Genomic DNA, 23,800 nt, shown 5'->3' with positions numbered 1-23,800 from the left:
AATGGCTGACTATAAATACGTAATTGTCGGTGCGGGCCTTTCCGGCTTGACAATAGCTGAGAGAATTGCCAATGAACTGGATGAAAAGGTATTGGTAATTGAAAAAAGGGACCACATCGGCGGAAATGTATATGATTTTTATGAAAATGACATTTTAATCCAAAAATATGGACCTCACATTTACCATACAAACGATAAAATGGTTCATGATTACCTTTCACAGTTTACTGAATGGACAGACTATGAACATAAGGTTTTAAGCTGCGTTGACGGCAAGCTAGTACCAATGCCAATCTGCATTGATACATTGAATGCATTATACGACCTTGATTTGGATGAAGAATCCATGCATGAGTGGATTGATGAACATAAGGAAGATATCGATGAGGTAAAATCCTCAGAGGACGTTGTCCTGAAAAATGCAGGCCGTGACATCTACGAGAAATTGTTTAAAAACTATACAGAAAAACAATGGGGAACATCAGCGGCAAACTTAAGCTCAAGCGTCATTTCAAGAATTCCATTCAGATTCAATCACGACACAAGATACTTTGCAGACACTTATCAGGGAATGCCGAAAGAAGGTTTTACAAAAATGTGTGAAAACATGGCCAAAAGTGACAATATTCACATAGGCCTTAAATCAGACTATAAGGATTATATAGATAAAATCAATTATGAAACCTTAATATATACTGGTCCGATAGATTATTTCTATGATTACAAATATGGGGAATTGTTGTACAGATGCCTGAACTTTGTTTATGAATTTTTAGATGAAGAGTCATTCCAGGAAGTGGCCGTTGTCAACTATCCTAATCATCCTTACTTTACAAGAATAACCGAATTCAAAAAATTGACAGGACAGGAAGTTGAAGGCAAAACCGCAATAATGAAGGAATATCCTGGATTCAATGGCGAGAAATGTTATCCTTATCCTACACAGGAATATCTTGATAAATTCAAATTATATGAAGCGGAAATGGAAAAAGAGGAAAACGTTATCTTTGCAGGTAGATTAGCAAAATACAAATATTACAATATGGATTTAGTTGTTAAAGATGCATTGGACATCTTTGAAAATCAAATTAGATAGGTGTAAAAATGATTACAGTATGGCCACAATATATGGATAAAAACTTAAGTCTTTCCGAAGGCAGGAAAATTGCAAAAGCGGACTGCGTTAGTGAACCGACAGTCAAAGACATAGAAACTGCACTTAAAAGACTTAATTTAACTTATAATGTACAGAAAGAATTTTCATATCCTGGAAAATGGTATGAAAAATCCGGAAGAGTTTTAGTAGAATGGGATAAGACAAAATTGGAACTTATCCGCGAAATCAGTTTAAAAATAAAAGAAATTAGAAAATGATTACTATGGAAATACCACAACTAATGTCTGAACAGTACAGTGAAGCCCGAAAAATTATCGAAAACTCTGAAGATATTAAGATATATTCTCACATAGACTGTGACGGAATTTGTTCAGGCGCAATATTATCAACCATCCTTGACAGACAAAACAAAGAGCATGACATTGAATTCGTCAATCTTGATGTTTTGGATGACCTTGACCTGGACCATGAACTTACAATATTTTCGGATTTAGGTTCCGGTCAGCGAATTGATACAAAAGCAAAAGACAATCAAAAGATAATCATCTTAGATCATCACCCCCCACTCAGAAGCCTTGATTACAGAGATGATAAAAATTATACATACCTTGAAATCAATCCAATCCATCATGGAATTGATGGGTCTTATTATGTTTGTGGGGGCGGATTATGCTATTTTTTAGCAAAAGAATTCGGATATACTGATTTGAGTTGGATTGGAGTTCTATCAGCTATTGGAGATATGCAAAATACTAAAAGCGGACATTTTGAAGGTCTAAATAAAATCATCCAGCAGGATGCGATTGATGGAGGATATCTAGAACTGGTCGAAAATGACATTAACATCTATGGAAGAAACACCAGACCATTGTTTGTTGCCCTTTCATATTTCAGTGACGTTAAGCTACCAATTACCAACAACACAGCTGAAACTATGGCAATTTTGGAAGAGTTGGGAATTGATGAAAAACACAATCGGAAAACATTGAATGAATTGACAATGGAAGAAAAAGGCAAATTATTCCAAAAAATGGTAGAAATGATTTCCAAAGTTGTTCCTGGAAGATATATCCAATACATACCTAAATTAATTATCGGAGACTCATATACCTTCTTAAAAGAAGATGAAGACAGTTTTTTAAGGGACGGATCTGAATTTTCAACCGCAATGAATGCATGTGGCAGAAATCATGAGGAAAAAATAGCAATGGAAGTGCTGAAGGGCGATAGGATTGAAGCTCTCGACAATCTTGAATCAATTAGTAAAACTCACCGTTATAACCTGGCAACAGCAATATCTGAAATTGCAGAAAGTGATGAGGCAAATATCATAGAACTGGAAAACCTCCAATACTTTGACGGAACAGGAATCAAACCTGAAATTGTTGGAACAGTAACAGGAATGATTTTAGGATACTGCAACTGGAAAAAACCAATCATCGGATTTACACAAACAGATGAGAACGGACTTAAAATTTCACTCAGATGCTCAAGACTGCTTTCATATGACGGAATTCATTTTGGTCACATTATCCGTGAAGTTTCACAGGAACTTGGAGGCAGTGGCGGAGGGCATGCGATGGCCTGTGGTGCCTACGTACCTATTGATAAAAAAGATGAGTTCATTGAATTATTCAATGAAAAATTAAATGGCAAACTTACAAATTAATTTATATAATACTAATTAGATAAATAAACATATCTATATTTTAGGGGAATGAGAAATATGAAAGCATTTAAAAAAAGAGGTGCACTTACACATTTTCAAATTTTAAGTGAAATATCTAAACAAGATCCTCACCTCAAACAAAAAGATTTGGCTAAAAGTTTGGGAATCACAATACAAGCGGTTTCCGAGAATATTAAAACATTAATGGAATTAGGTTATATTACCTCAAAAGATGGCAGATCACCTTATAAAATAACCCAAGCAGGTATTGATAAGGTTAAAAGGGATGCCATCAGCTTAAGAAAATATACCGATTCTGTTTTAGAAACTATGAATCATTATAAAACTATCTGGCCAGCTATAGCAACTGAAGATTTGAAAAAAGATGACATCGTCGGACTCTATATGGAAAATGGAGTTTTATATGCTCACAAAAAAGAAGAAAATGCAACAGGTGTTGTCTTGGAAGATGCTGAAGCTGACAGTGATGTATCATTAACCAACTTAACCGGAATCATTGACATGAGTATTGGTGAAGTTACAGTCATTAATGTTCCGACAATCAAGGATGGCGGTTCAAAAGCTTGTGATTTAGAATTAATCAAAAATATTTTCAAAAATGGTACAAATAGCGGAAATAAAATTGATAAAGTCGCAGTGGCGGGTACTGTTGCACGTGCTGTTGCAAATAAGCTTGACATACCAATAGACATTGAATTTGCAGCTCCCCAAGCAACTGCAAATGCAGCCCGTAAAGGACTGAATGTTATTGCAATATGCGTTGGCGATATGAGCAAAGCATTTATCCGTGAACTAGAAAACGAAAAAATTAAATTTAACATAATTGATGGTGGAAAATAATTAATTTTCCCTAACCATTTTTAATAAACTCGCAGCTATTTCTACACTGGAAATATCTCCTGAAGAATTATTTTCAATTATTTTTATATATTCACTCAAATCATCATTTCTTATGCTTTTTATGGCCTTCCCTATAATATTCTTATTTTTAATGTAATCTATTTCTTCCAATGACGGAACACTCCGTTGAGAGATTTTTACATTTGAATTCTTTTTGATATTTATCATATAATATTCATCCTGAGGAGTTACTAAACTAAATGCATTACCTTTGTTTCCCGCTCTTGCAGTCCTTCCAATCCTATGAATATAAATTTCAGGATTCTGAGGAATATCATAATTAATAACTACATCAATATTCTCCACATCAATTCCACGAGCAGCTACATCCGTTGCAACCAAAATATGAATGTTTCCGTTTCTGAATTTATTCATGACTTTGTCTCTAACCTTTTGTGTCATATCCCCATGAATAGAATCAGCAGAATAACCATTCTTTTTTAAATGTTTTACAACAAAATCCACCCCATTTTTGGTATTGCAAAACACCAGACCATGTTTAACATTCCATGCATCAATTAGTTTACATAAATCCTCGAATTTTGTTTTCTTTGATGTTTTGAATGAAAATTGTGTAATTTTAGGAATATTCCTTTTATTAGATGCAATTTTAATAAATTTTGGATTATTTTGATATTTTTGAGCTATTTTTTTAACTTCTTCAGGGATTGTGGCAGAAAAAAGTAAAGTTTGCCTTTGTTTAGGAGTATTGTGCAGTATCAATTCAATATCATCTCTAAAACCCATATCCAACATTTCATCAGCCTCATCCAGGACGACACTTTCAACACCTATTAAATCAAGGTTTTTTCGTTCAATATGATCAATTACCCTTCCTGGAGTGCCAACAACAATATGAACGCCCTTTTTTAAAACTCGGGTCTGCTTTCCAATTGGTTGTCCACCATAAACAGCTAAAATTTTCAATTTTTTAATTTTATTTCCAATTTTAGCAATTTCATCAGCAACCTGAATACACAGTTCTCTTGTCGGACATAGAATAATGGCCTGAGGAGATTTATCCGGAATAAAAATTTTTTCTAAAATTGGAATCCCAAATGCAACTGTCTTGCCTGTCCCTGTTTGAGCCTGACCCATAATATCCTTGCCGGACAATGCTTGTGGAATAACTGCTTTTTGGATAGGTGTTGTCTTTTTAAAACCCATATCAACAATAGCTTTTTTAATTTCATCAGAAATATTTAAATCATCAAAATTCATTATATTAATATTTAAAAAAACAGTTATTTAAATTAATTTAGACTGATATGACTTTTGAGGAAAATCATGAAGATACTCGAATATTTCCTGAGAATTATTTAAAATATTGTTTTGAGAAGTTTTTCTGTAGAAAATATCCATCAATCTGTCATTATCTGGAGAAGGAATAAAATAGTCATTTCCGAATTCATTAACATATCTATTTTTAAGGCCGGGGAAATGCTCATCCAACTTTTGATAGAAGTGTTCGCGATTGCCCTTTCTTAAAGTCAACCCCATACCAAAACACAATATTCCTTTAACATCCGCTTCAATACATGAGTCCAAAATAGAATTAATATTATCCTCAGTATCATTAATATACGGCAAAATCGGACATAACCAGACTACAGAAGGGATTCCCTCATCTTTCAAGATATTAAGCACTTCGATCCGTCTTGAAGTATTGCAGACATCAGGCTCCAAAATAGAGCATAATTCATCATCAGATGTAGTTAAAGTCATCTGAATTACAACTTTAGATTTTGAATTGATTTTTTTAAGCAAGTCCAGATCCCTCAATATCAAATCCGATTTTGTAATGCAGGTAAAACCAAAACCATATCTGTCAATCAATTCCAGTGACTGTCTCAAATATTTTAAATCCGCTTCCAATGGAATATAGGGGTCTGTCATTGCTCCAGTTCCAATCATTGATTTTGGTCTTTTAATCAATTCTTTTTTAAGCAGGTCTAAAGCATTTTCTTTAACTTCAATGTCTTCAAACTCATGTTCCATGCCATATACATCGCTTCTTGAATCACAGTATATGCAGCCATGAGTACAACCCCGATATAAATTCATTCCATTATTTCTAGATAGAATGCTTTTTGATGTGACATTATGCATGAAATTAAATTTGATAACTATAATATTTAATGAAATCTACAGAGCATTTGTAAAGTAATAAGTATTACAAAAAACAAAATATAATTATGCAACAAAAAAATATTACAGGATACGGAAAAGAATATGAAATTAAAGACCATCCTGACATAAAAGGTATTCAAATTATTGAAGGTAAAAACAATTTCCCCATCAGTTGGCTCAACCAACAAGGATATTGTGAATACCAGATATATCTCGAATACATGAAAGGTATAGAAACTGCACCTACAGGCGCCATGACACATGGAAGTGAAATTCATAATCAACTTGAAAATATATTTAAACAGGATGCAACCCCCGCAACATTTGAGGAAGTTGTTGAAGTGTCAAAAAGTGAAGCCAGTATGTCAAGGGAATGCTTTGTGATTTCCCCAAAATATGGAATTAGAGGATACATCGATGAAATATGGATGACACCTGAAGAAATTGTAATAATCGATGATAAACCTGGCAGAACACCTTACCAATCAACCATGAATCAGGTAAGGGCATATTGTCTTGCTTTTAAAGACATGACCAATGATTCAAGAATGATTAAAGCAGCTTTAAGGGAACGTGGAACCAGCAATCTCTTTTGGATTGAAATATTTACTCCTGAAATCGAAAAAGAAATTGAGTTTACAATAGACAGAGTGCAAGGACTACTTGACGGTTCCAAACCATTCGTTCCAACAAAAAATCCGAACAAATGCAGATCATGCAGATATAAAAGATATTGTGAACACTACAAAAAAGAATAACTATGGACAAACAGAAAATTTCTTTAATTTTATTAATTATCTTTATAATATCAATAGCCCTTACAATAACCAATTCATTTATTTCCGACAGTAATGCAATCGAAAATAAAACAGGAACAATTACAATCAGCAATAAAACAGTACACTATGAAAATGAAGGAAAATGTGTAGAAGTCATAGATGGAAATACAATCCAAGTTTACGGCATTGGAAGAGTTCAGCTCACCCAGGTCAAGACACCCCAAATGAATGAGTCCGGATTCAGCGATGCAAAAAAATTTGTTGAAAACAAATGTCTTGGAAAAACAGTATATCTAAACATTGACAATGCACAGCCGCAAGACAGATACGGCAGAACATTAGCTATCGTATATACAGAAAATGAGGATATAAATAAAATGTTAATTGACAGCAAACTGGCTGAAATATCATATTTCGAGCCAAGTGAATTCAAAAAGGGTGAAATATGAGTTACACAACTCTATTTAAACCCAAATATATTTTATTTTTCTTATAAACTTTTTCTAAAATTTCATTCCACTCTTCAGGAGTGATACGGCCTTTATTTGGAATCATATTATCCAAAGAAGACTCATTTAAATTTAAAATATCTGCAAGAATGAATGATAATGTTTTACCAGTTAATGATAAGTCATAAGGGTCATATCCCGTAACAGCCAATACCCATAGTTTTTCACGAGTTAAAGTTTTATATTCCTTTTTAAGTGAATCAAACCAGCTTACGATTTTATTATCATCATATCCAATACCCGAACCTACAGAAATATAATAATCCTCACCATCAAACTCAACAGACTCGATAGCTTTATTAATTTTTGATTTAAGCTCGGGAGAATCTAAACTTAACTCATATTCATTGTTGGATATAGTATCTGAAAGATAATTTTCAATTTCCTTTTTATTTTTAAAATATCCTATAGGCTCCAGCCTATCAGCATCAATATCACATAAATCGTAAATCAAATCTTCATCAACATCACAAATTTCATATCCTTCAAGTTTATGAGATTTATATTCTTTAAAATCAATGCAATAGTTTTCCAAATCTTCTTTGTTCAGATACCATAAAACTTGAACTTTTTGAATCATAATAATCTAAAAAATAAAAAAAAGTAATGAGTTTATCTAAACTCATCAATAACAACAGTTTTAGTAATATTGCCTAATATTCTATTATTGTCCATTCCCAATAATTTACCTATACCCCAATCGAATACTATTGGAACCCAATAAATTTTACTTAAATTACGTACAATAGCTTGAGCCCAATTAATTCTTGCACCATTTCTTGATCTAACTTCAATATACATTAAAGCTTTACCGACGGTAGCTCCTTTAGTTTTTTCCAAGAAAATAAAATATACCAATATTAAAATAGGCAATATGATTGGGAAATACTGATATACTGCAAATGTTTCATATGGATTCATAACGAAATAACATAGATATGACAATATCCACATGAATGCAGAAACTACAAAGAAATCAAGAATATATGCAATAACTCTTCTTGAAAATACACTAGCCATCTAATCACCTAACAAACTCTTGGAACCGGATCAGCAATTGGTGCTTCAAGTATTCTTTCACCACCAATAGGAGTATTGACAATTACATAATCTCCTTCAACAACTTCACCAATTATTGCGGCATTTTCACCATATTTTTCACTTTTAATAGCTTCAAGGACCTCTTCAGCTTTATCCGCTTTAACGCCCATGACAACTTTTCCTTCATTAGCTACTTCAAATGGGTCAATACCTAACATTTCAGATACAGCATGAACTTCTTCCCTAATTGGAATTGCATCCTGTTCAAGAACAACACCCTTGCCAGATTTTGAAGCCATCTCATTAATGGCATTTGCAAATCCACCGCGAGTAGGATCTTTCATTGCTGTAACTCCACCAACATCCAATGCTTTTTTAATAATATTCCACATTGGAGCAACATCAGACTTTAAATCGGTTTCAAATCCGAAACCTTCTCTGAAAGACATTAAACTCATTCCATGGTCGCCTAAACTACCAGTAACAATAATTTTATCTCCAACTTCCAAAGTTGAATCACGAATCACTTCACCTTTTTTAGCTATTCCAATACCTGTGGTAACCATTACAATACCGTCAAGTTTATCCTGAGGCATTACTTTAGTGTCCCCGGTAATAACCGCAACATCGACTTCTTCACAAGTCTCGTTTAAAGATTTCATTATTCTGTCCAAATCATCTATTGGAAATCCTTCCTGCATGATTATTGCATTTGAAATAGCCAATGGACGAGCACCCATTACAGAAACATCATTTATAGTTCCGGCAGCGGAAATTCTACCAATATCCCCACCAGGGAAGAACAACGGATCGATAGTGTGACCATCAGTTGTCACAACAATCTCATAATCACCTAATGGAATAGATGCACCATCATCCAAAGCATCTAAACTAATACCACCGTTTACACTCTTTTTTGTGATATTATCTAAAATAGTACCGGCAATTAAATTAGCCATAACCTCTCCGCCGGCACCATGGTTCATATTAATTTTATCGTCTGACATTTTATCTCCTAAAATAAATAATAGTTAATGAAATAATATTTGTAAAAACAGGTATATAATTATTAATTAAAAAATTTAAAAAAAAAGAGAATTTAAAGAAAAATCTTTAAATTAAAATTCCGTTAATGACACCGTCTTGACCAGGTCTGGAAGTAACTTTAGCATTACCTTCAGGAGTTTCTACAATAGCACCTTTGGTAATAATGTTCCTTCTTACATAGTTAGGGTTTGCGGTGTTTTCAATTACTCCAAGAATATCTAATACTTGGGTTTTACCGTTAGCATCAGTAACATTGATTTTATTTGAAGTAGCTAATCTTAATTTTTCGTTTCCGCCACGGGTTCTGATTTTTCTTAATCTTTTTTCATCTACTCTAGTTTCAGCTGGGTCTCTTCCTAATTCAGCTTTCCTTTTTCCACGGTTTGCAACATTTCTTGCACCAGATGGACTTCTAGTTGATTTTCCTTGAGAAATTGCCATTATTTCACCTAATAAATATAATATATAATTAATAATCGCGTCAATAAGACTCTTTCAATTAAAACTGTAAGCAAGAAAAAATAACAGTTCAATTATGAGAGCAATAAAGAGCCCTAAAGAATAATGATAATTAAATATTAATTTATCATTATATATAAATGTTTTATTTTTAAGCCAAAAAATAGGAATTTTATTTTTTATTTTTTAAAATAAAATTATCAATCAACTTGTCAAAATCTTCTTCGCTAAGATTTTCATCCGAAGCGGCATCTAAAATTTTTTGAATTTCTTCTTCAGAGACAGAATCTCCTAAAAAATCAATCAATAATTCTTTTAAATCATTATCATCTATATATGCTTCACCATTTGAAGCAATGCATTGAGAATTTCCCTCGTCATCCAAAATATAATATGGAACCTCTTTTACCATAATCAATCCTCATCATTAACAAACTCATAATAGACCACATCATAAGGGTCATCATCGAAACGCCATTCCATCGGCTCAACAACTTCTCCATAATCTTCTGTGAATTCATCACCAAAATCCTCACCTTCGACCTGAATCACAATATTGACATCATCACCTAAATTTTCAACATCAATTCCCAATTCATCCAAGTCAATGACAATCTCATCCTCATCAGCCCCTTCGGGAACCACAATCACGATTTCATCACCAGGATTAACATTGATTTTTTTATTATCCATTATACCACCATTCAATGATTAAAATTTTAATAAACCGACTAATCATCAACATTTCCTTCAAACAATTCTATAGAATTATCTTCAGTGTTGCTTGCTAACAAATAACCCTTTCCAAATAATTCTTCAATGTCTAAATTACATACTGGGCAAATAAAACTTCCTTTTGCCAATTCATTACCACAGGAGGGACAATAATTTATTTTAACCATTACATTACCTCAATAATAATTAATATAATTATTAAATTAACTAATATTTAAACATTAACAAATGGACAGTAACTTAAATGTTACTATCCATCAAACAATTTAAATTCGGAATTCCAAAATCATTTCTGCATTTTACTGAGCAAATTTTTGAATTTTCAAAAAACATATCCACAGACAAGCAATTTTCATTACAATCTATTCCAATTTTTACATTAGAACTTTCAAGACATTGTTTTGAAATATTGAAAACTTCAGACGCATGAGGAATAAAAATAAATGAAGGAAAATTAAAATTGTCTATTCCCAAAAAAATTCCTTTTGAAATTCCAAAGTCTGCACAATATCCATTTTTTCCATCAATTTTTCCTACAAATGTATCATTTACTTCATCATAACTTGATATTAGTCTTTTTTTCATTATATCAAACCTCACACATATTATGTATAATATAACCTATTAATTAAATCCAAGAGCATTTGAAAACTAATATAAAAACTTATTTAACTAAATAAATCGATTTTAACACAATAATACTGATTTACAATGAAAAAATTGACTTAGCAAAGTATTATAACAACCTAACATAAAGTATATACTATAACTAAAAAGGTGTCACAATTGATTGAAGAAACAAAAGAACAGCTGGAACTTGAAGCTGAAATCAAAGCACAAGCTCAAAAATTCCTTAAATATCTTAATTCAACACTACCAGAAAGCATGGAATTAGAATATGAAGGATTTTACAGAAGAGGTTTTTTTGTAAGTAAAAAAAGGTATGCAGTTATTGAAAATGGAGAAATTATAGCAAAAGGATTGGAATTAGTCAGAAGAGACTGGGCACCTATTGTGAAAAATACGCAAGAAGCAGTTTTAATGGCTATTTTAAAAGAAGGAGATTCAGACAAAGCCATTAAAGAAGTTAAAAAAGTTTTTAAAAGAATTAAAAATGGTAATGTCGATAACAAAGAGTTAATCATCCACACCCAAATCACCAAACCTCTAGACCAATACAAGCAAGTTGGACCACACGTCATTGCTGCAAGGAAAATTGAAGAACATGGCATTAAAGTTAGTCGAGGAACCATCATACAGTATATAATCGTCAAAGGAAAAGGATCAATCAGTCAGCGTGCAGTACCATATGAATACAGTGAAGGATATGCATATGACAAAGATTATTACATCAATAATCAAATGATTCCTGCAATTGAAAGAATCATGTATTCATTCGGATACTCAAGAAAAGATTTGCAGGACATGGCACAAGGTGAAGTGCAACAAAGTTTGGATGCATTTTTCTAAAAAAATTTATAATATATTATTTCTAAAAATAAAATCATATGTATAATAATGATGAACGTGTTGTTTTCTTTGATATAGACGGCACATTACTTGATACTTCTGATTTTGCTGAAACAGCAAGAAAAGCAGCAATTGGATTAATGGTAGATAATGGGTTACCATTAGATAAAGATGAAGCATATGGTGTTTTAAAAACAATTATTAGAGAAAAAGGATCCAATTATGGTAAACACTTTAATGTCCTGACACAAGTTGTTTTAGGCCATGAAGACCCAATGCTCGTTGCACTCGGAATGATAACATACCATAATGTTAAAATGGCACTTTTAAGACCATTTCCAGAAACAATTGATACTTTAATCTATCTTAAAAGCCAAGGCTATCGCTTAGCAGTCATATCCAATGGTATTACAATCAAACAGTGGGAAAAATTAGTGAGACTCAATGTACACTCATTTTTTGATGCAGTCATTACCTCTGAAGAAGTTGGAAAAAACAAGCCAAACAAGTTAATTTATGACGTTGCACTTAGAAAAATGAACGGAAATCCTGAAAAATCAGTGATGATTGGAAATAAATTTAAAGAAGATGCATTAGGTGCAGTAAATGCCGGCATGAGCGCAATATTAGTTAACTCAGACATCACTGAAGATGACAGAGATTACATTAGAAACGAAAAATTAGATATTACAATAATTGACAATATTGGTGATGTAAACACAATATTATAATATCACCAATAAAACTATTTTTTTATAAATCAAGTTCCAGTGTTACCGGACAGTGATCGGAACCGTAAATTTCATTTAGGATTTCAGCGGATTTTACCTTATCTTTAATCTCCTCATTCACATAAAAATAATCAAGTCTCCATCCAGCATTCCTTTCACGTGCACGAGTTCTATAACTCCACCAAGTGAAATTATTCTCACCCTCATCAAACATTCTGAATGTATCTACAAAACCCGCCTTTTCAAGCTCATCCAACCATGCACGCTCTTCAGGCAAATAACCAGATTTTCCTTCACAATTTTTTGGATTATAAACATCAATCGGATTGTGGGCAATATTATAATCCCCCGTAATTACAAGATTTTTTCCCTGACTTTTAAGTTCAATCAGCTGGTCCAAAAGAGCATTACAAAAATCAACTTTAAAATCAAGTCTTTTTGCATTCATTCCACTGTTTGGGAAATAAATGTTATATAAAATAAAATCAGGATATTCTATTCTTAAAACTCTGCCTTCACTGTCAAGCTCTTCAATGCCAAGACCTTTAACGACTTCGACAGGCTCTATTTTTGAATAGGTTCCAACTCCACTGTAACCTTTCTTTTCAGCTTCATTAAATGACTGATGGTAACCATCAATATCAGCTAATTTCTTGGGAATCTTATCCTGAGTAGCTCTTACTTCCTGAAAGTTAATAATATCTGCATCAGTATTGTCAAACCAGTCCCAAAATTCATCTTTTTTTGAAACCGCCCTAATACCATTCACATTCCAAGAAACGAGCTTGATTGACATTATAATCTAACTCCCTTGTCAAGAGGCACTTCACGAAGCCAGTTAATATCACTTTTATAAAGCATACGGATGTCTTCCACACCATATCTAATCATTGCAAGTCTTTCAATACCCATACCGAATGCTAAAGCAGGTTGATTGATGCCCAATGGTTTTAATACTTCCGGTCTGAACATTCCAGCACCACCAAGCTCAATCCAGCTTTCCTTTTCCTCCAAATATATTTCAGACTCAGTGGACAAGTAAGTATAAGGGAAGTAAGCCGGCCTGAATCTTACTTCAAAACCAAGTTTTTTATAGAATTCTTTCAAAGTTCCTAAAAGATTTTGATAACTGATTCCTTCTCCGCAGACAAGTCCTTCCACCTGATGGAATTCAGGCAAATGCTTGTAGTCAAAAGTTTCTCTTCTAAATACTCTTCCTACTGAAAACATTTTCATCGGCTGGTCATGTTCATATAAATGTTTTGTTGAAATTCCTGTGGTATGAGTTCTTAAAACACTTTGACGAGCAATATCTTCACTCCAATCATATTGCCAACCAATTGAACCGGTATCCGCACCGGTTTCGTGAGTTTCAGCAGTTAATTTTACCAAATCATCATCAGGCAAATCACAGGTTAAAGGATTTTTAAGGTAGAATGTGTCCTGCATTTCACGGGCAGCATGGTCCTGTGGCTGGAAGAGTGAGTCAAAGTTCCAGAATGCAGATTCGACATATTCACCATTGTCTTCTGAAAAGCCCATGTTTAAAAATATTTCCCTAATTTCATCGATGATGACCCTTAACGGGTGTTTTTTACCGGCAAATACGACTGGAGCTTCCGCATTAATATCATATGGACGATATTCCAAGCTTTTCCAAGTCCCTTCTTTTAATTGTTCATGTGTTAATTGAGTAGCTTGCTCTTTAATAGTAAAACCATGTTTAAGAATTTCTTCACCCTTAGGTAAAATTTTAAAAAAATGCAATGTTTCTTTTTGGATGTTTAAAATATTTTTTCTACCGGTTAATTTTTTGAAACCATCTTTTAAACTATCATTGAATTGTTTAACTCCATTTTCATTAACTTTAAGAAAATCAAGAACTTTTTCATCAACATCCTCTTTATCGGCATAATCTTCACCAACATCTGTAATTTTGACAACACCTTTATCAATCTGAGCCCAATTTTTACGGCGTAACCATCCAAGAGCAATATTTGCTTCCTTTTTATCTATGCCAGTTTCAGAAGCCAAATCCTTCATATGAATTTCTTTTTTCCCAGATAATGCGTTCAATATTCTTCTTTCAGGAAGACCTTTTTCAGCATATTCCAATCCGTCCTTGGTTAAAGAGTAAACTTTTTCAACATCTTTACGCATTTCAATAATATCCTTAGATGCAAGTGATCCTGCCGCACTCATAACAGATTTAACGTCAATGCCTGCATTTGAAGCAATTTTGGAAGGGCGTTCGCCAGGATTAGCTTCAAGTTCTTTCAAAAGTATCTTTTCATAAATATGTAATTCTCTAATGGTTTTTTCAATATCCTCACTCATTTAAACACCATGATTTACAATTAATAATATCATAATATATGTTTAAATTGATTTATAAATATAGTGCTAAATTAAAAAAAAGTAGGAAATTTCGATAGATACAGTAAATATATCCCCACAAAATCAAAAGCATGAACTATTATTTAAAAACCAAATTGAATATTTCATAAGTTACATTGCAAAAAATTTCAAACCAAATAACATTTAAATACAATTAATGATTGGAAATCAGTGAAAAAAAAGGAATAAAAAAAATTAATTAATTTTTAAAATCTCATCTAAATTTAATCTAGGAGATTCATAAGTATTAATATGTTCATCAGATTCATAACCTAATGCTATACCCATAACGATATCCTCATCTTCAGGTATTGGGAGATTATCCCTTAAAATGTATGGATATTTTACAAGCTCGTATGCAGGAAGACCATACAATCCGTGAAATTGAAATCAAACCAGTTAGTGAATTTGAAAATTTCAATGAATGGAATGATTATGTTGAAGACAAGAAATCAAATATTGAAAATAACCAATATCTAGTTGAACCAATGCTTAGAGATGAAGCACCAATAGCTAATTTATCATGCATACCTTGGCTTGACTTCGATTCAATGACCAATATCATTGCAAGCCCTAATCAAATAATGCCCGTAATTAGTTGGGGCAAATTAGTTGATGGTAAACTCCCAGTTTCACTTACAGCAAGTCATGTGTTTATTTTTGGCTGGCATTTCAAACTATTTTACCAGAAGGCAGAAGAATATTTAACAAATCCTCAAAGATTATTCCAGCAATAATTTTTCGATTGATTTAATTAATTCTTCCTTAATTATTTTTACACATTCTTCAGCTTCACCATCTAATCTGAAAGGATCTTTTGCAGATACTTCAAAGTCTTCTAAAATCTCATTTACTGCAACAGTTTCAGCTACATAAATTCCCTTATTTTCCAAAATTTTATTGACACATCCATTAGGACATCCGTTGACTGCGATTATAGGGAATTTTTTCAACATTTCATTGTTATTGCCTTCAATATCCGCCGAAGTAGAACCCATACAAATTGATATTGCATTTTCATTTTCCTTTTTGCAGTCCCCAACTGCCACACGAGACACCAATCCATTTGCACTCATACCATTACATGGTGCTAAAGCCACTTTTTCACCCATAATAACCATCATTCCTTAGTTTCAGTTCAATATTTCTTTTATTTCCACAATCATCCAATAACTGTTTCATATAATCGGATTTTTCATTTAAGCCCATACTTTCAGTCAGTATATCTGCATCATTTAAAATTATTTTTAAATCGTTAAGTTCCAGCAAATTTACAGCAAGACAGAAAAATACATCTCTCCGACCACTGTCATATTCATTTAAAAGCTTTTCCAAAATTTGCTTTTTGGCTAACTGTTCCTCCCTATATTTGTCAATACCTATCCTTTTAGCTTTGAACATATCCCTGATTTGATTTTTATGTGAAATTAGGGAATCATGCTCATTAACACCATCATATCTATAACATGGATATTCTTCACATTCAAAACAGTAATCAATGTTTCCATGTTCCACACTGCAAGGTGCGAACTGACATACAACTGCACATGGACTTCCTGCACGGCATCCGGGGCAACTTTCACGAATAAATAATGGGCATAGACTACAGTTTAATCCACAAAGAGAAAATAAATTATCATCTCTTTGAAATTCATTATTCATCATTTTCTAACTCCCAAATAAATTTTATCCGATAACTCTCTTTAAAATAAAAAACATCATCTTTGAAAATAGTTTCTTAAAAATATTTAATTTAACTTTCGGTGAGAATTCATAATTGACCAAATCATTTTTAAACCAGAATTCTTTATCCGCTTTAATTGGATTATCCGAAAATGCCATGGCTTTCCAAACATTAAAAAAGACTATATCACCCAATTTAGGATTATGTAATTTATTTGATTCAACATCCTGCCCAAATTTCTGAGACACTTCATTAATGTTTTTCAAATCAAGAGAATCTTTACCACCACATGCATAGGTAATCTTATAGACCTTATTTACTCCCCAGTGCCTTAATGTTTCATCAATATATTTTGCCACATCTTTTTGACCTGCACCCGCAGTAGATACTACAACCAATGCCTTTTTGGTGAAAAATTCTGGCCTGTGATAAAAATAAGCAGTATGGTCAAAGAAATTTTTCAAAAGAGCAGTAACATTCATCGCATAAACAGGACATGCAATTATGATTCCGTCAGCATTTGCTATTTTGTCTACTATCGGCATGACTTTATCCCTATGAGGACATTTTTCCTCACCTTCCATAATGCATTTAAAGCATCCGTTACACAACGGAATTTTTTCCTTCATCAAATGAATCTCTTCAAAATCCCCTTTTAAATTCTTTTTTGCCTGTTTTACCATTTTCCAAGTATTTTTACGTCTTGGAGATCCATTTATAATTACATACTTCATTTTATAACTCCTCCAATTGAGTATCTAAAACCAATTTTTCCCTAAATTCAAATTTTTTGTCAAACTCATCCACATCCCTTTGATTAACATTAAACACTTCAGGATTGTGAAATATTCCAACCTTATTTTTTAGTTTATTTTTATCAAATACTTTAATCATGAAAAATGGGCACTTTTCAGCAGTATTTGTCCCTTCAAGAAATAAACCATACTTTGATGCACTTTCAAAACCGAATCTGTGATAATAATTTTCATCACCTATCACAAAAACAAAGGGAATTTCCTCTTTTTCAGTTAAACTGAGAGTAAAGTCAATTAATTTTGACCCAAAGCCCTGATTTTGATAATTTTCATGAATGGATACTGGACCCAAAACAGCGGCATAAATCTTCTCATCATCATAATCTATTAAACCCCATGAATAATTGATATGTCCTATAATTTTATCATCGTCTCCAATAATATATGCCAAATTTTTCATAAAGCATTTATCGTTTCTTAAGTGGTGAACAATGTAATGTTCAAATGCCCCCGGACGATATATATTCCAAAAGGAATTTCTAACAAGTTTTTCGACTTCAAAGTAATCCTTTTCATTTTCAAGTCTTAATCTCATTGTATTATCTCCTTACGGAATTAAAAATCAGCTCAATATGATTTTTGGATTTTTCACATAACCCCTCTACAAATTCATCATCATCTTCAGGGTAATTAATGATGTAATGTTCATACAGCAAAAACAGCCCATATTTGTAAAATGATTCTGCAAGCTGTTTTGAGTCAACATCTGCTATAATTAATTTTTTAAATTTCATTAACTCAAACAGTCTAATCCAACCATCAATTGCATCATCAATTATGCTTTTTTTCATAAATTTCTTAATTTTATCATTGTGATAAGATTCAATCAGGATTATCCTTGTAATTTTTGACATCTTATCATCTTTAAGCTGTGATGCGAATGCATTCAATCCTGCCTGATAAAAATAATCAAAACTTATATCCAAATTAGCGCTTGCCTGCTCTATAGGAATATCTTCGGATAACATTTGCATTATATAATAATCAAGAATATTATCTAAAATTGCTTCTTTACTTTTATAATGATTATATATTGAACTTTCCCTTATTCCAACTTCATTTGCAATTTTTCGCACAGATACACCATCATAACCATATTTTGAAAACAGATTAATGGAAACATGGAATATTTTGTCCTTGTTGCTCATATCCTATTACCTCTAACTAACAGTTGTTAGTTATGATATAAAAAACTAACGATTGTTAGTTCAAAATATTGATAAAAAAAAAGAAAAAAAAATTATTCGAAATTGGATTTCAAATAACTAACAAAAATGGAAGCTGCTGTTAAGTCAGCTGTTGTTCCGGGATTATATTTATTTTTATATAAATAATCATCAAATTCACTAACTCTATCAATAAAATCAGAAGAATCTTTCATTTTTAGCAGATCCCTTGTCATCAAGGATATTTTAAGAGCTTCTTCATCACCGTACTTTCTTGAAATCAAAGTGTCCGGAACATGTGACAGTATAGTCAAAAATGTTAAAAGACATGCTTCATTTTTAGTTTTTTCTTCCTTAAGTTCGTGATAAGCAGGATAGCCAATTTCAAATACTGCAGGCATATCTGAAGTCATTTCACGTGCAAGCATGTCCCAGGGAGCAGAGATTTTCAAAACATCATACATTGTCTGATTGTTTTCTCTTAGTTCATTTTTAGCATTGTCACTTGCAACGTCATATTCATCCTGGTCTCCCATTCCTCCAGCATCCGCAATGTTTATTGCATCATACAAATCGCATGCATCATCCACAGAAGTATTTCCCATCAGTAATCTGATATTTTCTCTAATGTCTTCAAATGAATCACTTATAGCTGCTGCAACTGCAATAGGAGTTGTCATCATGACAATCCCCAGGTTAGTATTATTCTTAATCCATCTGTCTGTTTCGGCTACAGCCTGCAGAATATATCTTCCAAGTTCAGGATTTTCAACATCAACATCTGTGCATGCTTCTCGAATTGTATCACCAATTACAATTCCGCTGATGATAAAGTCTTCAAATTCCATATCATCATAATCACGAGTTCTGTGAACATTACCCGGTTTTGGATATCCACTTACTTCAAGAGCAGATGCAATCTGTGCTATTTTTGCAATTTCATCTGGATTCATTCTATCACATCATTTAAAAGCAAATATGGAGCAAAGTTTGTGATTATCAAATCGGCACCAGCTCTTTTTATTGAAAGCAATGCTTCAGTTATAGCTTTTTCAGTTAAAAAACCCTTATCAATAGCTGCCATAAGCATTGCATATTCTCCACTCACATTATATGCAACCAAAGGCAACATGAATTCATCCCTTACCATACGAACGACATCCAAATACGGAAGGGCGGGTTTTACCATTAAAAAATCACATCCTTCAATAACATCAAGTTCACATTCACGAATTGCTTCAACCGCATTTGCAGGATCCATCTGGTAAGATTTTCTGTCTCCGGCATGAGGTGAGGAGCAAGCTGCAACTCTAAACGGTTCATAGAATGCAGATGCATATTTAGCGGAATATGACATTATCATCACATTATAAAATCCATTTTCATCCAAAGTCTCACGAATAGCCTTAACTCTACCATCCATCATATCAGAAGGAGCTACAATATCAGCACCCGCCTGAGCGTGGGAAAGAGCAACCTTTGCAATGTAAGGCAGTGACTCATCATTCAATATTTCTATTCCATCATCAGTATCATCGTTTTCAACAATCATTCCACAATGTCCATGAGAAGTATATTGGCATAAGCACACATCAGTAATTACAACAAGACTTGTTTCCTTTTTAAGTCTTCTTACAGCTTTTTGAACAATTCCTGTTGCAGAATAATCCGGTGACGCTATTTCATCTTTTGTATCTTCAGCAGGTATTCCAAATACTATAATTGATTTCAATCCTTTTGCTTCAAGTTGTTTTGCAAATTCAATACCACTATCCAAAGAGTACCTGTATTCACCCGGAAGTGATGAAATCTCCTCTTTTTCATCTCCTTGAAGTTCTTCTTTAAAATAAATAGGATAAATCAAATCATCTTTTTCTAATTTAGTTTCACGAACAATATTTCTTATTTTAGCATTTTTTCTAAGTCTTCTCATTCTTGTGGTCGGAAATTCCATATTATCACTAATCTTAATATATCAATAGGATTATTTAAAATTTTTACTAAACTTATATAATTTAAAAAATATATAATCCAATAATTATCAAAAAGAGGCCAAATATGTCAAATTCAATTGGAGAAAAATTTCAAGTAACAAGTTTTGGATCAAGCCATGGAAAAGCAGTGGGCGCAATTGTTGACGGATGCCCTGCAAATCTTGAATTAAATGTTGAAGACATTCAAAAAGAGCTTGACAAAAGAAAACCAGGAACCAGTAGTGTAACAACTCCAAGAAAAGAATCAGATGAAGTCCAAATACTTTCAGGAATCTTTGAAGGAAAAACAGATGGAACTCCGATTACTGGAGTCATATTCAATAAAAATCAACATTCCAAAGACTATTCCATGTTTAAAAATACTCCACGCCCTTCACACGGAGACTTTGGCTGGATGATGAAATACGGAAACTACGATTATAACGGTGGAGGAAGAGGCAGCGGAAGAGTTACAATCGGCCATGTGATTGGTGGGGCGATAGCCAAAAAACTCCTTAAGACAAAAAATATTGAAATAATATCCCATGTCACCCAAATTGGAGATATAAAAGCAGAACCTCAAGATTACTCTAAAATTAAAGAAAACATTGAAAAAAATCCTATCAGATGCGCAGACCTAAAAGCAGCAAAGGAAATGGAAAAATTAATTTTAGATAAAAAAAGTGAAGGAGATTCAGTTGGCGGCATTGTAGAAACAATAGCTATTGGAGTTCCCGCAGGCATAGGAGAACCTGTCTTTGAAAGATTGGATGGGGATCTTGCAAGAATACTAATGAATATCGGAGCGGTTAAAGGCATTGAAATCGGCCTTGGATTTGATGTTGCAAATTATACCGGGTCCCAAATTAATGATGAATATCAGATTGAAGATGATAAAATTACAACAAAAACAAACAATTCCGGAGGAATAATTGGAGGCATGAGCAATGGAATGCCAATAATATCCAGAATTGCAGTAAAACCTACTCCTTCAATATCAAAATGTCAGGATTCAATTAATCTGGAAAAAAGAGAAAACGAAAAAATAGAAATTAAAGGCAGACATGATCCTTGTATTTGTCCAAGAGTAACCGTTGTAGCTGAATCCAGCACGGCAATTATTCTGGCAGACCACATGATTCGCTCAGGATTTATCCACCCTGCAAATTTAAAACTTTAATTTTGATTTTTTTTAATTATTGATAATTCATCAAACTCGTTGTTTTTGAATGAAAGCTGATAAGAATTTCTTCTTTCAGCATTATATAATGCATGAGTATTACTGTGGGCTTGAGATTCTGTATCCTTAAGAGATATCAGTCTGAATCTTTTTGGATTGTTATAATTGACATTAAATGATAATCCATCAAAAGCAGCAATCACCTTTACACCAGTCTCCTTAGAAATCTTTTTAGCCTCAGTCACAGGATTTGAAGAAATCATCTTAAGACCCAAATGAGTCATTACGGCAACTTTAGGCTGAACTTCATTAATCAAATCAATGAAATTACGAGAACACATATGACCATTTATTGATCTGTTTCCAGGCCTTAAAACGCTGGCTATTAAAATATCTGCACCTTCATGATACTCAGGTAATTCATCAAAGTATCCTGTGTCTGAAGTATAAGATAACTTAAACCCATTGTAATCCAGTTGAAATCCTACCCCCGCAGGGTCTCCATGAATGGTTTTTGTTCCTTTAACTTTTATTCCATCTACTTCACGAACTTCACCCGGTTTTAAAAGTACCTTGTCTGATTTGGACTGATGATAAGCAGAAATGCACGGACCCCAATTTTCAAAACCATTTAAAACACTTGTACTGCCAAAAATAGTCCCATATTTTCTTGTCATTCCCCGAGTCATCGCCTCAATAAGAATTTCAGCATCATTATAATGATCAGTGTGTGCATGAGAAACAAACACTCCACTTAAATTACGAGGATCAAAACCAAATTGATATGTTCTTATAAGAGCTCCTGGTCCAGGGTCAACATGATAATTCTTTCCATTAATATTATCAATTCTGAACCCCCCAGTCATCCTTCTTTGAGAGATAGCAGAAAATCTTCCACCACCACTACCTAAAAATGTTAATTTCATTTAAATCCCCAATCACAATGAACATAAAATAACATCACATTTTAAAGAAGACTTATCTTTTTTAAGGCATAAATCTTCATTGTCAATAGTGACTACATCTCCTATATTAACATCATCACTTTCTGTAAACATTATAACATTCTGATTAGGTGCGGCCAATTGTTTCCAGTTCCCATCTAAGGCCTGTGTTTTGCTATTCAATTGAACATAAACCATGTTTCCATCAACTGAAACAACTTTACCAATGTCACCTTTATCAATAATTTTATTCGCCATTTCAATTTCAATGCTTTGTTGAACAATTTGTTCAGTTAAAGTTTGCCTGAATTTAGCCAATACTTTTACATCATTATCAATAGTTACATTCAAGTGTCTTTGGGCCTGAGATTTGTCAAATTTCGGTTCTTGTTTTAAAACATCACAATTAATGCCGACAGTAGGAGTTTTAGCTGCAACTTCTCTTAAAATTTCTTCAAATACTTCACCTTTTGATTTTAAACTGGAAGAAGGTTTCAGTTTTCTTGAAATTAAAGTTTCGGCCATTTTTTTAGCAAAATTATTACCAAAAATAATAATTCCAGATTCACCAGATTTACGGGAGGTCACATCTGAACCTAATAATTCGACTAATTGATAACCATTACTAGTTCCGTAAATTCTTCTACGTTTTGTTTCAAAAGTTCCTTTAGTACTTACTTCCCCTCTGACACAATTCCCAACTATTTTTAACTTTGTAGCATCATCAGTAATTTTTACAGAAATACCTAATTCTTCAGCTCTTCTTTTAAATTCACCATCAGAGCTGATTTCACCACTATATAATTCTTGTTCTAATTTTTCTAAATTTTCTTTATCACCAAAATAACCTATCTTTCTTTTATCAGCTGCCATTACACATCCTTTTTTACCAATGTAAGCAATAATTAAGCTCATATAATTCCCCTTAATATAATATATTATAATTTTAAACAAAAAATTATAATATCAAAAATTTATTATCTATATATAATTATAATTATCCTATATTATAAAGGTTAATAGAAATTACCAT

The 23,800-nt window shown here is 32.8% G+C and carries 31 protein-coding genes; 10 read left to right on the top strand and 21 right to left on the bottom strand.

Translation table 11 applies throughout. From position 1 onward, the window contains the following. Position 1: 1 nt before the first annotated feature. Genes glf through Q0P94_RS05795 form a run of 4 tightly spaced genes read left to right on the top strand, consistent with a single transcriptional unit; the run spans position 2 to position 3,647 of the window. Complete coding sequence (glf, locus tag Q0P94_RS05810; RefSeq protein WP_295114673.1) at positions 2-1,096, top strand: UDP-galactopyranose mutase; 1,095 nt, start codon at positions 2-4, stop codon at positions 1,094-1,096. A gap of 8 nt (positions 1,097-1,104) precedes the next feature. Continuing rightward, on the top strand, positions 1,105-1,374 hold the full coding sequence (locus Q0P94_RS05805) for a signal recognition particle subunit SRP19/SEC65 family protein (RefSeq protein ID WP_295114670.1): 270 nt from the start codon (positions 1,105-1,107) through the stop codon (positions 1,372-1,374). Positions 1,375-1,379: 5 nt separating this feature from the next. Then, positions 1,380-2,786 (top strand): single-stranded-DNA-specific exonuclease RecJ, encoded by a 1,407-nt coding sequence (gene recJ, locus Q0P94_RS05800; protein WP_295114669.1) that lies wholly within the window; start codon positions 1,380-1,382, stop codon positions 2,784-2,786. 57 nt (positions 2,787-2,843) lie between these two features. Beyond that, complete coding sequence (locus Q0P94_RS05795) at positions 2,844-3,647, top strand: winged helix-turn-helix transcriptional regulator (RefSeq protein ID WP_295114667.1); 804 nt, start codon at positions 2,844-2,846, stop codon at positions 3,645-3,647. Here the strand turns inward: Q0P94_RS05795 and Q0P94_RS05790 are convergent, their stop codons facing one another. Both Q0P94_RS05790 and Q0P94_RS05785 read right to left on the bottom strand, forming a co-directional pair. Further along, the gene (locus Q0P94_RS05790; protein ID WP_295114665.1) at positions 3,648-4,928 is read right to left on the bottom strand and encodes a DEAD/DEAH box helicase; all 1,281 of its coding nucleotides are present in this window, start codon (positions 4,926-4,928) and stop codon (positions 3,648-3,650) included. It abuts the gene before it with no gap. 27 nt (positions 4,929-4,955) lie between these two features. After that, positions 4,956-5,816: a radical SAM protein gene (locus Q0P94_RS05785; RefSeq protein WP_295114663.1), complete on the bottom strand. Its 861-nt coding sequence runs from the start codon at positions 5,814-5,816 to the stop codon at positions 4,956-4,958. 86 nt (positions 5,817-5,902) lie between these two features. Between Q0P94_RS05785 and cas4 the strand changes: the two genes are divergently transcribed. After that, positions 5,903-6,595: a CRISPR-associated protein Cas4 gene (gene cas4 / locus Q0P94_RS05780; RefSeq protein ID WP_295114661.1), complete on the top strand. Its 693-nt coding sequence runs from the start codon at positions 5,903-5,905 to the stop codon at positions 6,593-6,595. A gap of 2 nt (positions 6,596-6,597) precedes the next feature. Then, complete coding sequence (locus tag Q0P94_RS05775; RefSeq protein ID WP_295114659.1) at positions 6,598-7,065, top strand: thermonuclease family protein; 468 nt, start codon at positions 6,598-6,600, stop codon at positions 7,063-7,065. A 1-nt stretch (position 7,066) separates the two neighbouring features. On the opposite strand, the gene Q0P94_RS05770 is transcribed toward Q0P94_RS05775, so the two are convergent. The 8 genes from Q0P94_RS05770 to Q0P94_RS05735 all read right to left on the bottom strand — a co-directional run bounded on the left by Q0P94_RS05770 (position 7,067) and on the right by Q0P94_RS05735 (position 10,992). Further along, positions 7,067-7,705 carry a hypothetical protein gene (locus Q0P94_RS05770; RefSeq protein ID WP_295114657.1) on the bottom strand — a complete coding sequence of 213 codons (639 nt, stop codon included), beginning with the start codon at positions 7,703-7,705 and terminating at the stop codon, positions 7,067-7,069. 32 nt (positions 7,706-7,737) lie between these two features. Continuing rightward, positions 7,738-8,145 (bottom strand): RDD family protein, encoded by a 408-nt coding sequence (locus Q0P94_RS05765; protein ID WP_295114655.1) that lies wholly within the window; start codon positions 8,143-8,145, stop codon positions 7,738-7,740. An 8-nt stretch (positions 8,146-8,153) separates the two neighbouring features. After that, positions 8,154-9,173, bottom strand: coding sequence for a hydrogenase expression/formation protein HypE (gene hypE, locus Q0P94_RS05760; RefSeq protein WP_295114653.1), 1,020 nt, complete (start codon positions 9,171-9,173; stop codon positions 8,154-8,156). Between the two features lie 106 nt (positions 9,174-9,279). Then, positions 9,280-9,654, bottom strand: coding sequence for a 30S ribosomal protein S8e (locus tag Q0P94_RS05755; RefSeq protein ID WP_295114650.1), 375 nt, complete (start codon positions 9,652-9,654; stop codon positions 9,280-9,282). 190 nt (positions 9,655-9,844) lie between these two features. After that, positions 9,845-10,084 (bottom strand): hypothetical protein, encoded by a 240-nt coding sequence (locus tag Q0P94_RS05750; RefSeq protein WP_295114648.1) that lies wholly within the window; start codon positions 10,082-10,084, stop codon positions 9,845-9,847. A gap of 2 nt (positions 10,085-10,086) precedes the next feature. Continuing rightward, a complete protein-coding gene (locus tag Q0P94_RS05745) occupies positions 10,087-10,365 on the bottom strand; it encodes a hypothetical protein (RefSeq protein WP_295114646.1) in 279 nt (92 codons plus the stop codon). 38 nt (positions 10,366-10,403) lie between these two features. Further along, the gene (locus Q0P94_RS05740; protein WP_295114644.1) at positions 10,404-10,535 is read right to left on the bottom strand and encodes a hypothetical protein; all 132 of its coding nucleotides are present in this window, start codon (positions 10,533-10,535) and stop codon (positions 10,404-10,406) included. Positions 10,536-10,647: 112 nt separating this feature from the next. Beyond that, the gene (locus Q0P94_RS05735) at positions 10,648-10,992 is read right to left on the bottom strand and encodes a hypothetical protein (RefSeq protein WP_295114642.1); all 345 of its coding nucleotides are present in this window, start codon (positions 10,990-10,992) and stop codon (positions 10,648-10,650) included. Positions 10,993-11,193: 201 nt separating this feature from the next. On the opposite strand from Q0P94_RS05735, the gene Q0P94_RS05730 reads away from it, so the two are divergent. Continuing rightward, complete coding sequence (locus Q0P94_RS05730) at positions 11,194-11,877, top strand: DNA polymerase domain-containing protein (RefSeq protein WP_295114640.1); 684 nt, start codon at positions 11,194-11,196, stop codon at positions 11,875-11,877. Between the two features lie 38 nt (positions 11,878-11,915). Continuing rightward, complete coding sequence (locus Q0P94_RS05725; protein WP_295114638.1) at positions 11,916-12,608, top strand: TIGR02253 family HAD-type hydrolase; 693 nt, start codon at positions 11,916-11,918, stop codon at positions 12,606-12,608. A gap of 22 nt (positions 12,609-12,630) precedes the next feature. On the opposite strand, the gene Q0P94_RS05720 is transcribed toward Q0P94_RS05725, so the two are convergent. Continuing rightward, entirely contained in the window at positions 12,631-13,404 is a 774-nt protein-coding gene (locus tag Q0P94_RS05720) for an exodeoxyribonuclease III (protein WP_295114636.1), read from the bottom strand. After that, positions 13,404-14,945, bottom strand: a complete 1,542-nt coding sequence (locus Q0P94_RS05715) for a phenylalanine--tRNA ligase subunit alpha (protein WP_295114634.1) — start codon at positions 14,943-14,945, stop codon at positions 13,404-13,406. Before Q0P94_RS05715 ends, Q0P94_RS05720 begins: the two co-directional genes overlap by 1 nt. 395 nt (positions 14,946-15,340) lie before the next feature. Between Q0P94_RS05715 and Q0P94_RS05710 the strand changes: the two genes are divergently transcribed. After that, positions 15,341-15,742, top strand: a complete 402-nt coding sequence (locus tag Q0P94_RS05710; RefSeq protein WP_295114633.1) for a CatA-like O-acetyltransferase — start codon at positions 15,341-15,343, stop codon at positions 15,740-15,742. Here Q0P94_RS05710 and Q0P94_RS05705 read toward each other — a convergent pair. The 7 genes from Q0P94_RS05705 to hemB all read right to left on the bottom strand — a co-directional run bounded on the left by Q0P94_RS05705 (position 15,728) and on the right by hemB (position 20,624). Further along, positions 15,728-16,117, bottom strand: coding sequence for a putative zinc-binding protein (locus Q0P94_RS05705; protein ID WP_295114631.1), 390 nt, complete (start codon positions 16,115-16,117; stop codon positions 15,728-15,730). The two genes, Q0P94_RS05710 and Q0P94_RS05705, sit on opposite strands and share 15 nt — an antisense overlap. Next, on the bottom strand, positions 16,110-16,670 hold the full coding sequence (locus Q0P94_RS05700; protein WP_295114629.1) for a DUF3795 domain-containing protein: 561 nt from the start codon (positions 16,668-16,670) through the stop codon (positions 16,110-16,112). The genes Q0P94_RS05705 and Q0P94_RS05700 overlap by 8 nt, the downstream gene beginning before the upstream one ends. A 21-nt stretch (positions 16,671-16,691) precedes the next feature. After that, entirely contained in the window at positions 16,692-17,423 is a 732-nt protein-coding gene (locus tag Q0P94_RS05695) for a flavodoxin family protein (protein WP_295114627.1), read from the bottom strand. A gap of 1 nt (position 17,424) precedes the next feature. Then, complete coding sequence (locus tag Q0P94_RS05690; RefSeq protein WP_295114626.1) at positions 17,425-18,039, bottom strand: GNAT family N-acetyltransferase; 615 nt, start codon at positions 18,037-18,039, stop codon at positions 17,425-17,427. A gap of 4 nt (positions 18,040-18,043) precedes the next feature. Beyond that, a complete protein-coding gene (locus tag Q0P94_RS05685; protein ID WP_295114624.1) occupies positions 18,044-18,652 on the bottom strand; it encodes a TetR/AcrR family transcriptional regulator in 609 nt (202 codons plus the stop codon). Positions 18,653-18,744: 92 nt separating this feature from the next. After that, positions 18,745-19,623 (bottom strand): triphosphoribosyl-dephospho-CoA synthase, encoded by an 879-nt coding sequence (locus Q0P94_RS05680; protein ID WP_295114622.1) that lies wholly within the window; start codon positions 19,621-19,623, stop codon positions 18,745-18,747. After that, a complete protein-coding gene (gene hemB / locus Q0P94_RS05675; RefSeq protein ID WP_295114620.1) occupies positions 19,620-20,624 on the bottom strand; it encodes a porphobilinogen synthase in 1,005 nt (334 codons plus the stop codon). The genes Q0P94_RS05680 and hemB overlap by 4 nt, the downstream gene beginning before the upstream one ends. Positions 20,625-20,728: 104 nt before the next feature. Here hemB and aroC point away from each other — a divergent pair, with 104 nt between their 5' ends. Continuing rightward, positions 20,729-21,823, top strand: a complete 1,095-nt coding sequence (gene aroC, locus Q0P94_RS05670; protein ID WP_295114618.1) for a chorismate synthase — start codon at positions 20,729-20,731, stop codon at positions 21,821-21,823. On the opposite strand, the gene Q0P94_RS05665 is transcribed toward aroC, so the two are convergent. After that, positions 21,820-22,749 (bottom strand): MBL fold metallo-hydrolase, encoded by a 930-nt coding sequence (locus Q0P94_RS05665; protein WP_295114616.1) that lies wholly within the window; start codon positions 22,747-22,749, stop codon positions 21,820-21,822. The two genes, aroC and Q0P94_RS05665, sit on opposite strands and share 4 nt — an antisense overlap. Positions 22,750-22,761: 12 nt before the next feature. Further along, positions 22,762-23,682, bottom strand: coding sequence for a DUF2121 domain-containing protein (locus tag Q0P94_RS05660; protein WP_295114614.1), 921 nt, complete (start codon positions 23,680-23,682; stop codon positions 22,762-22,764). Positions 23,683-23,800 lie beyond the last annotated feature (118 nt).

This window comes from uncultured Methanobrevibacter sp. (assembly GCF_946184425.1).
GTDB lineage: Archaea > Methanobacteriota > Methanobacteria > Methanobacteriales > Methanobacteriaceae > Methanocatella.
Note: the sequence above shows the minus strand (reverse complement) of the source record. Positions and strands in the feature narration are given on the sequence as shown.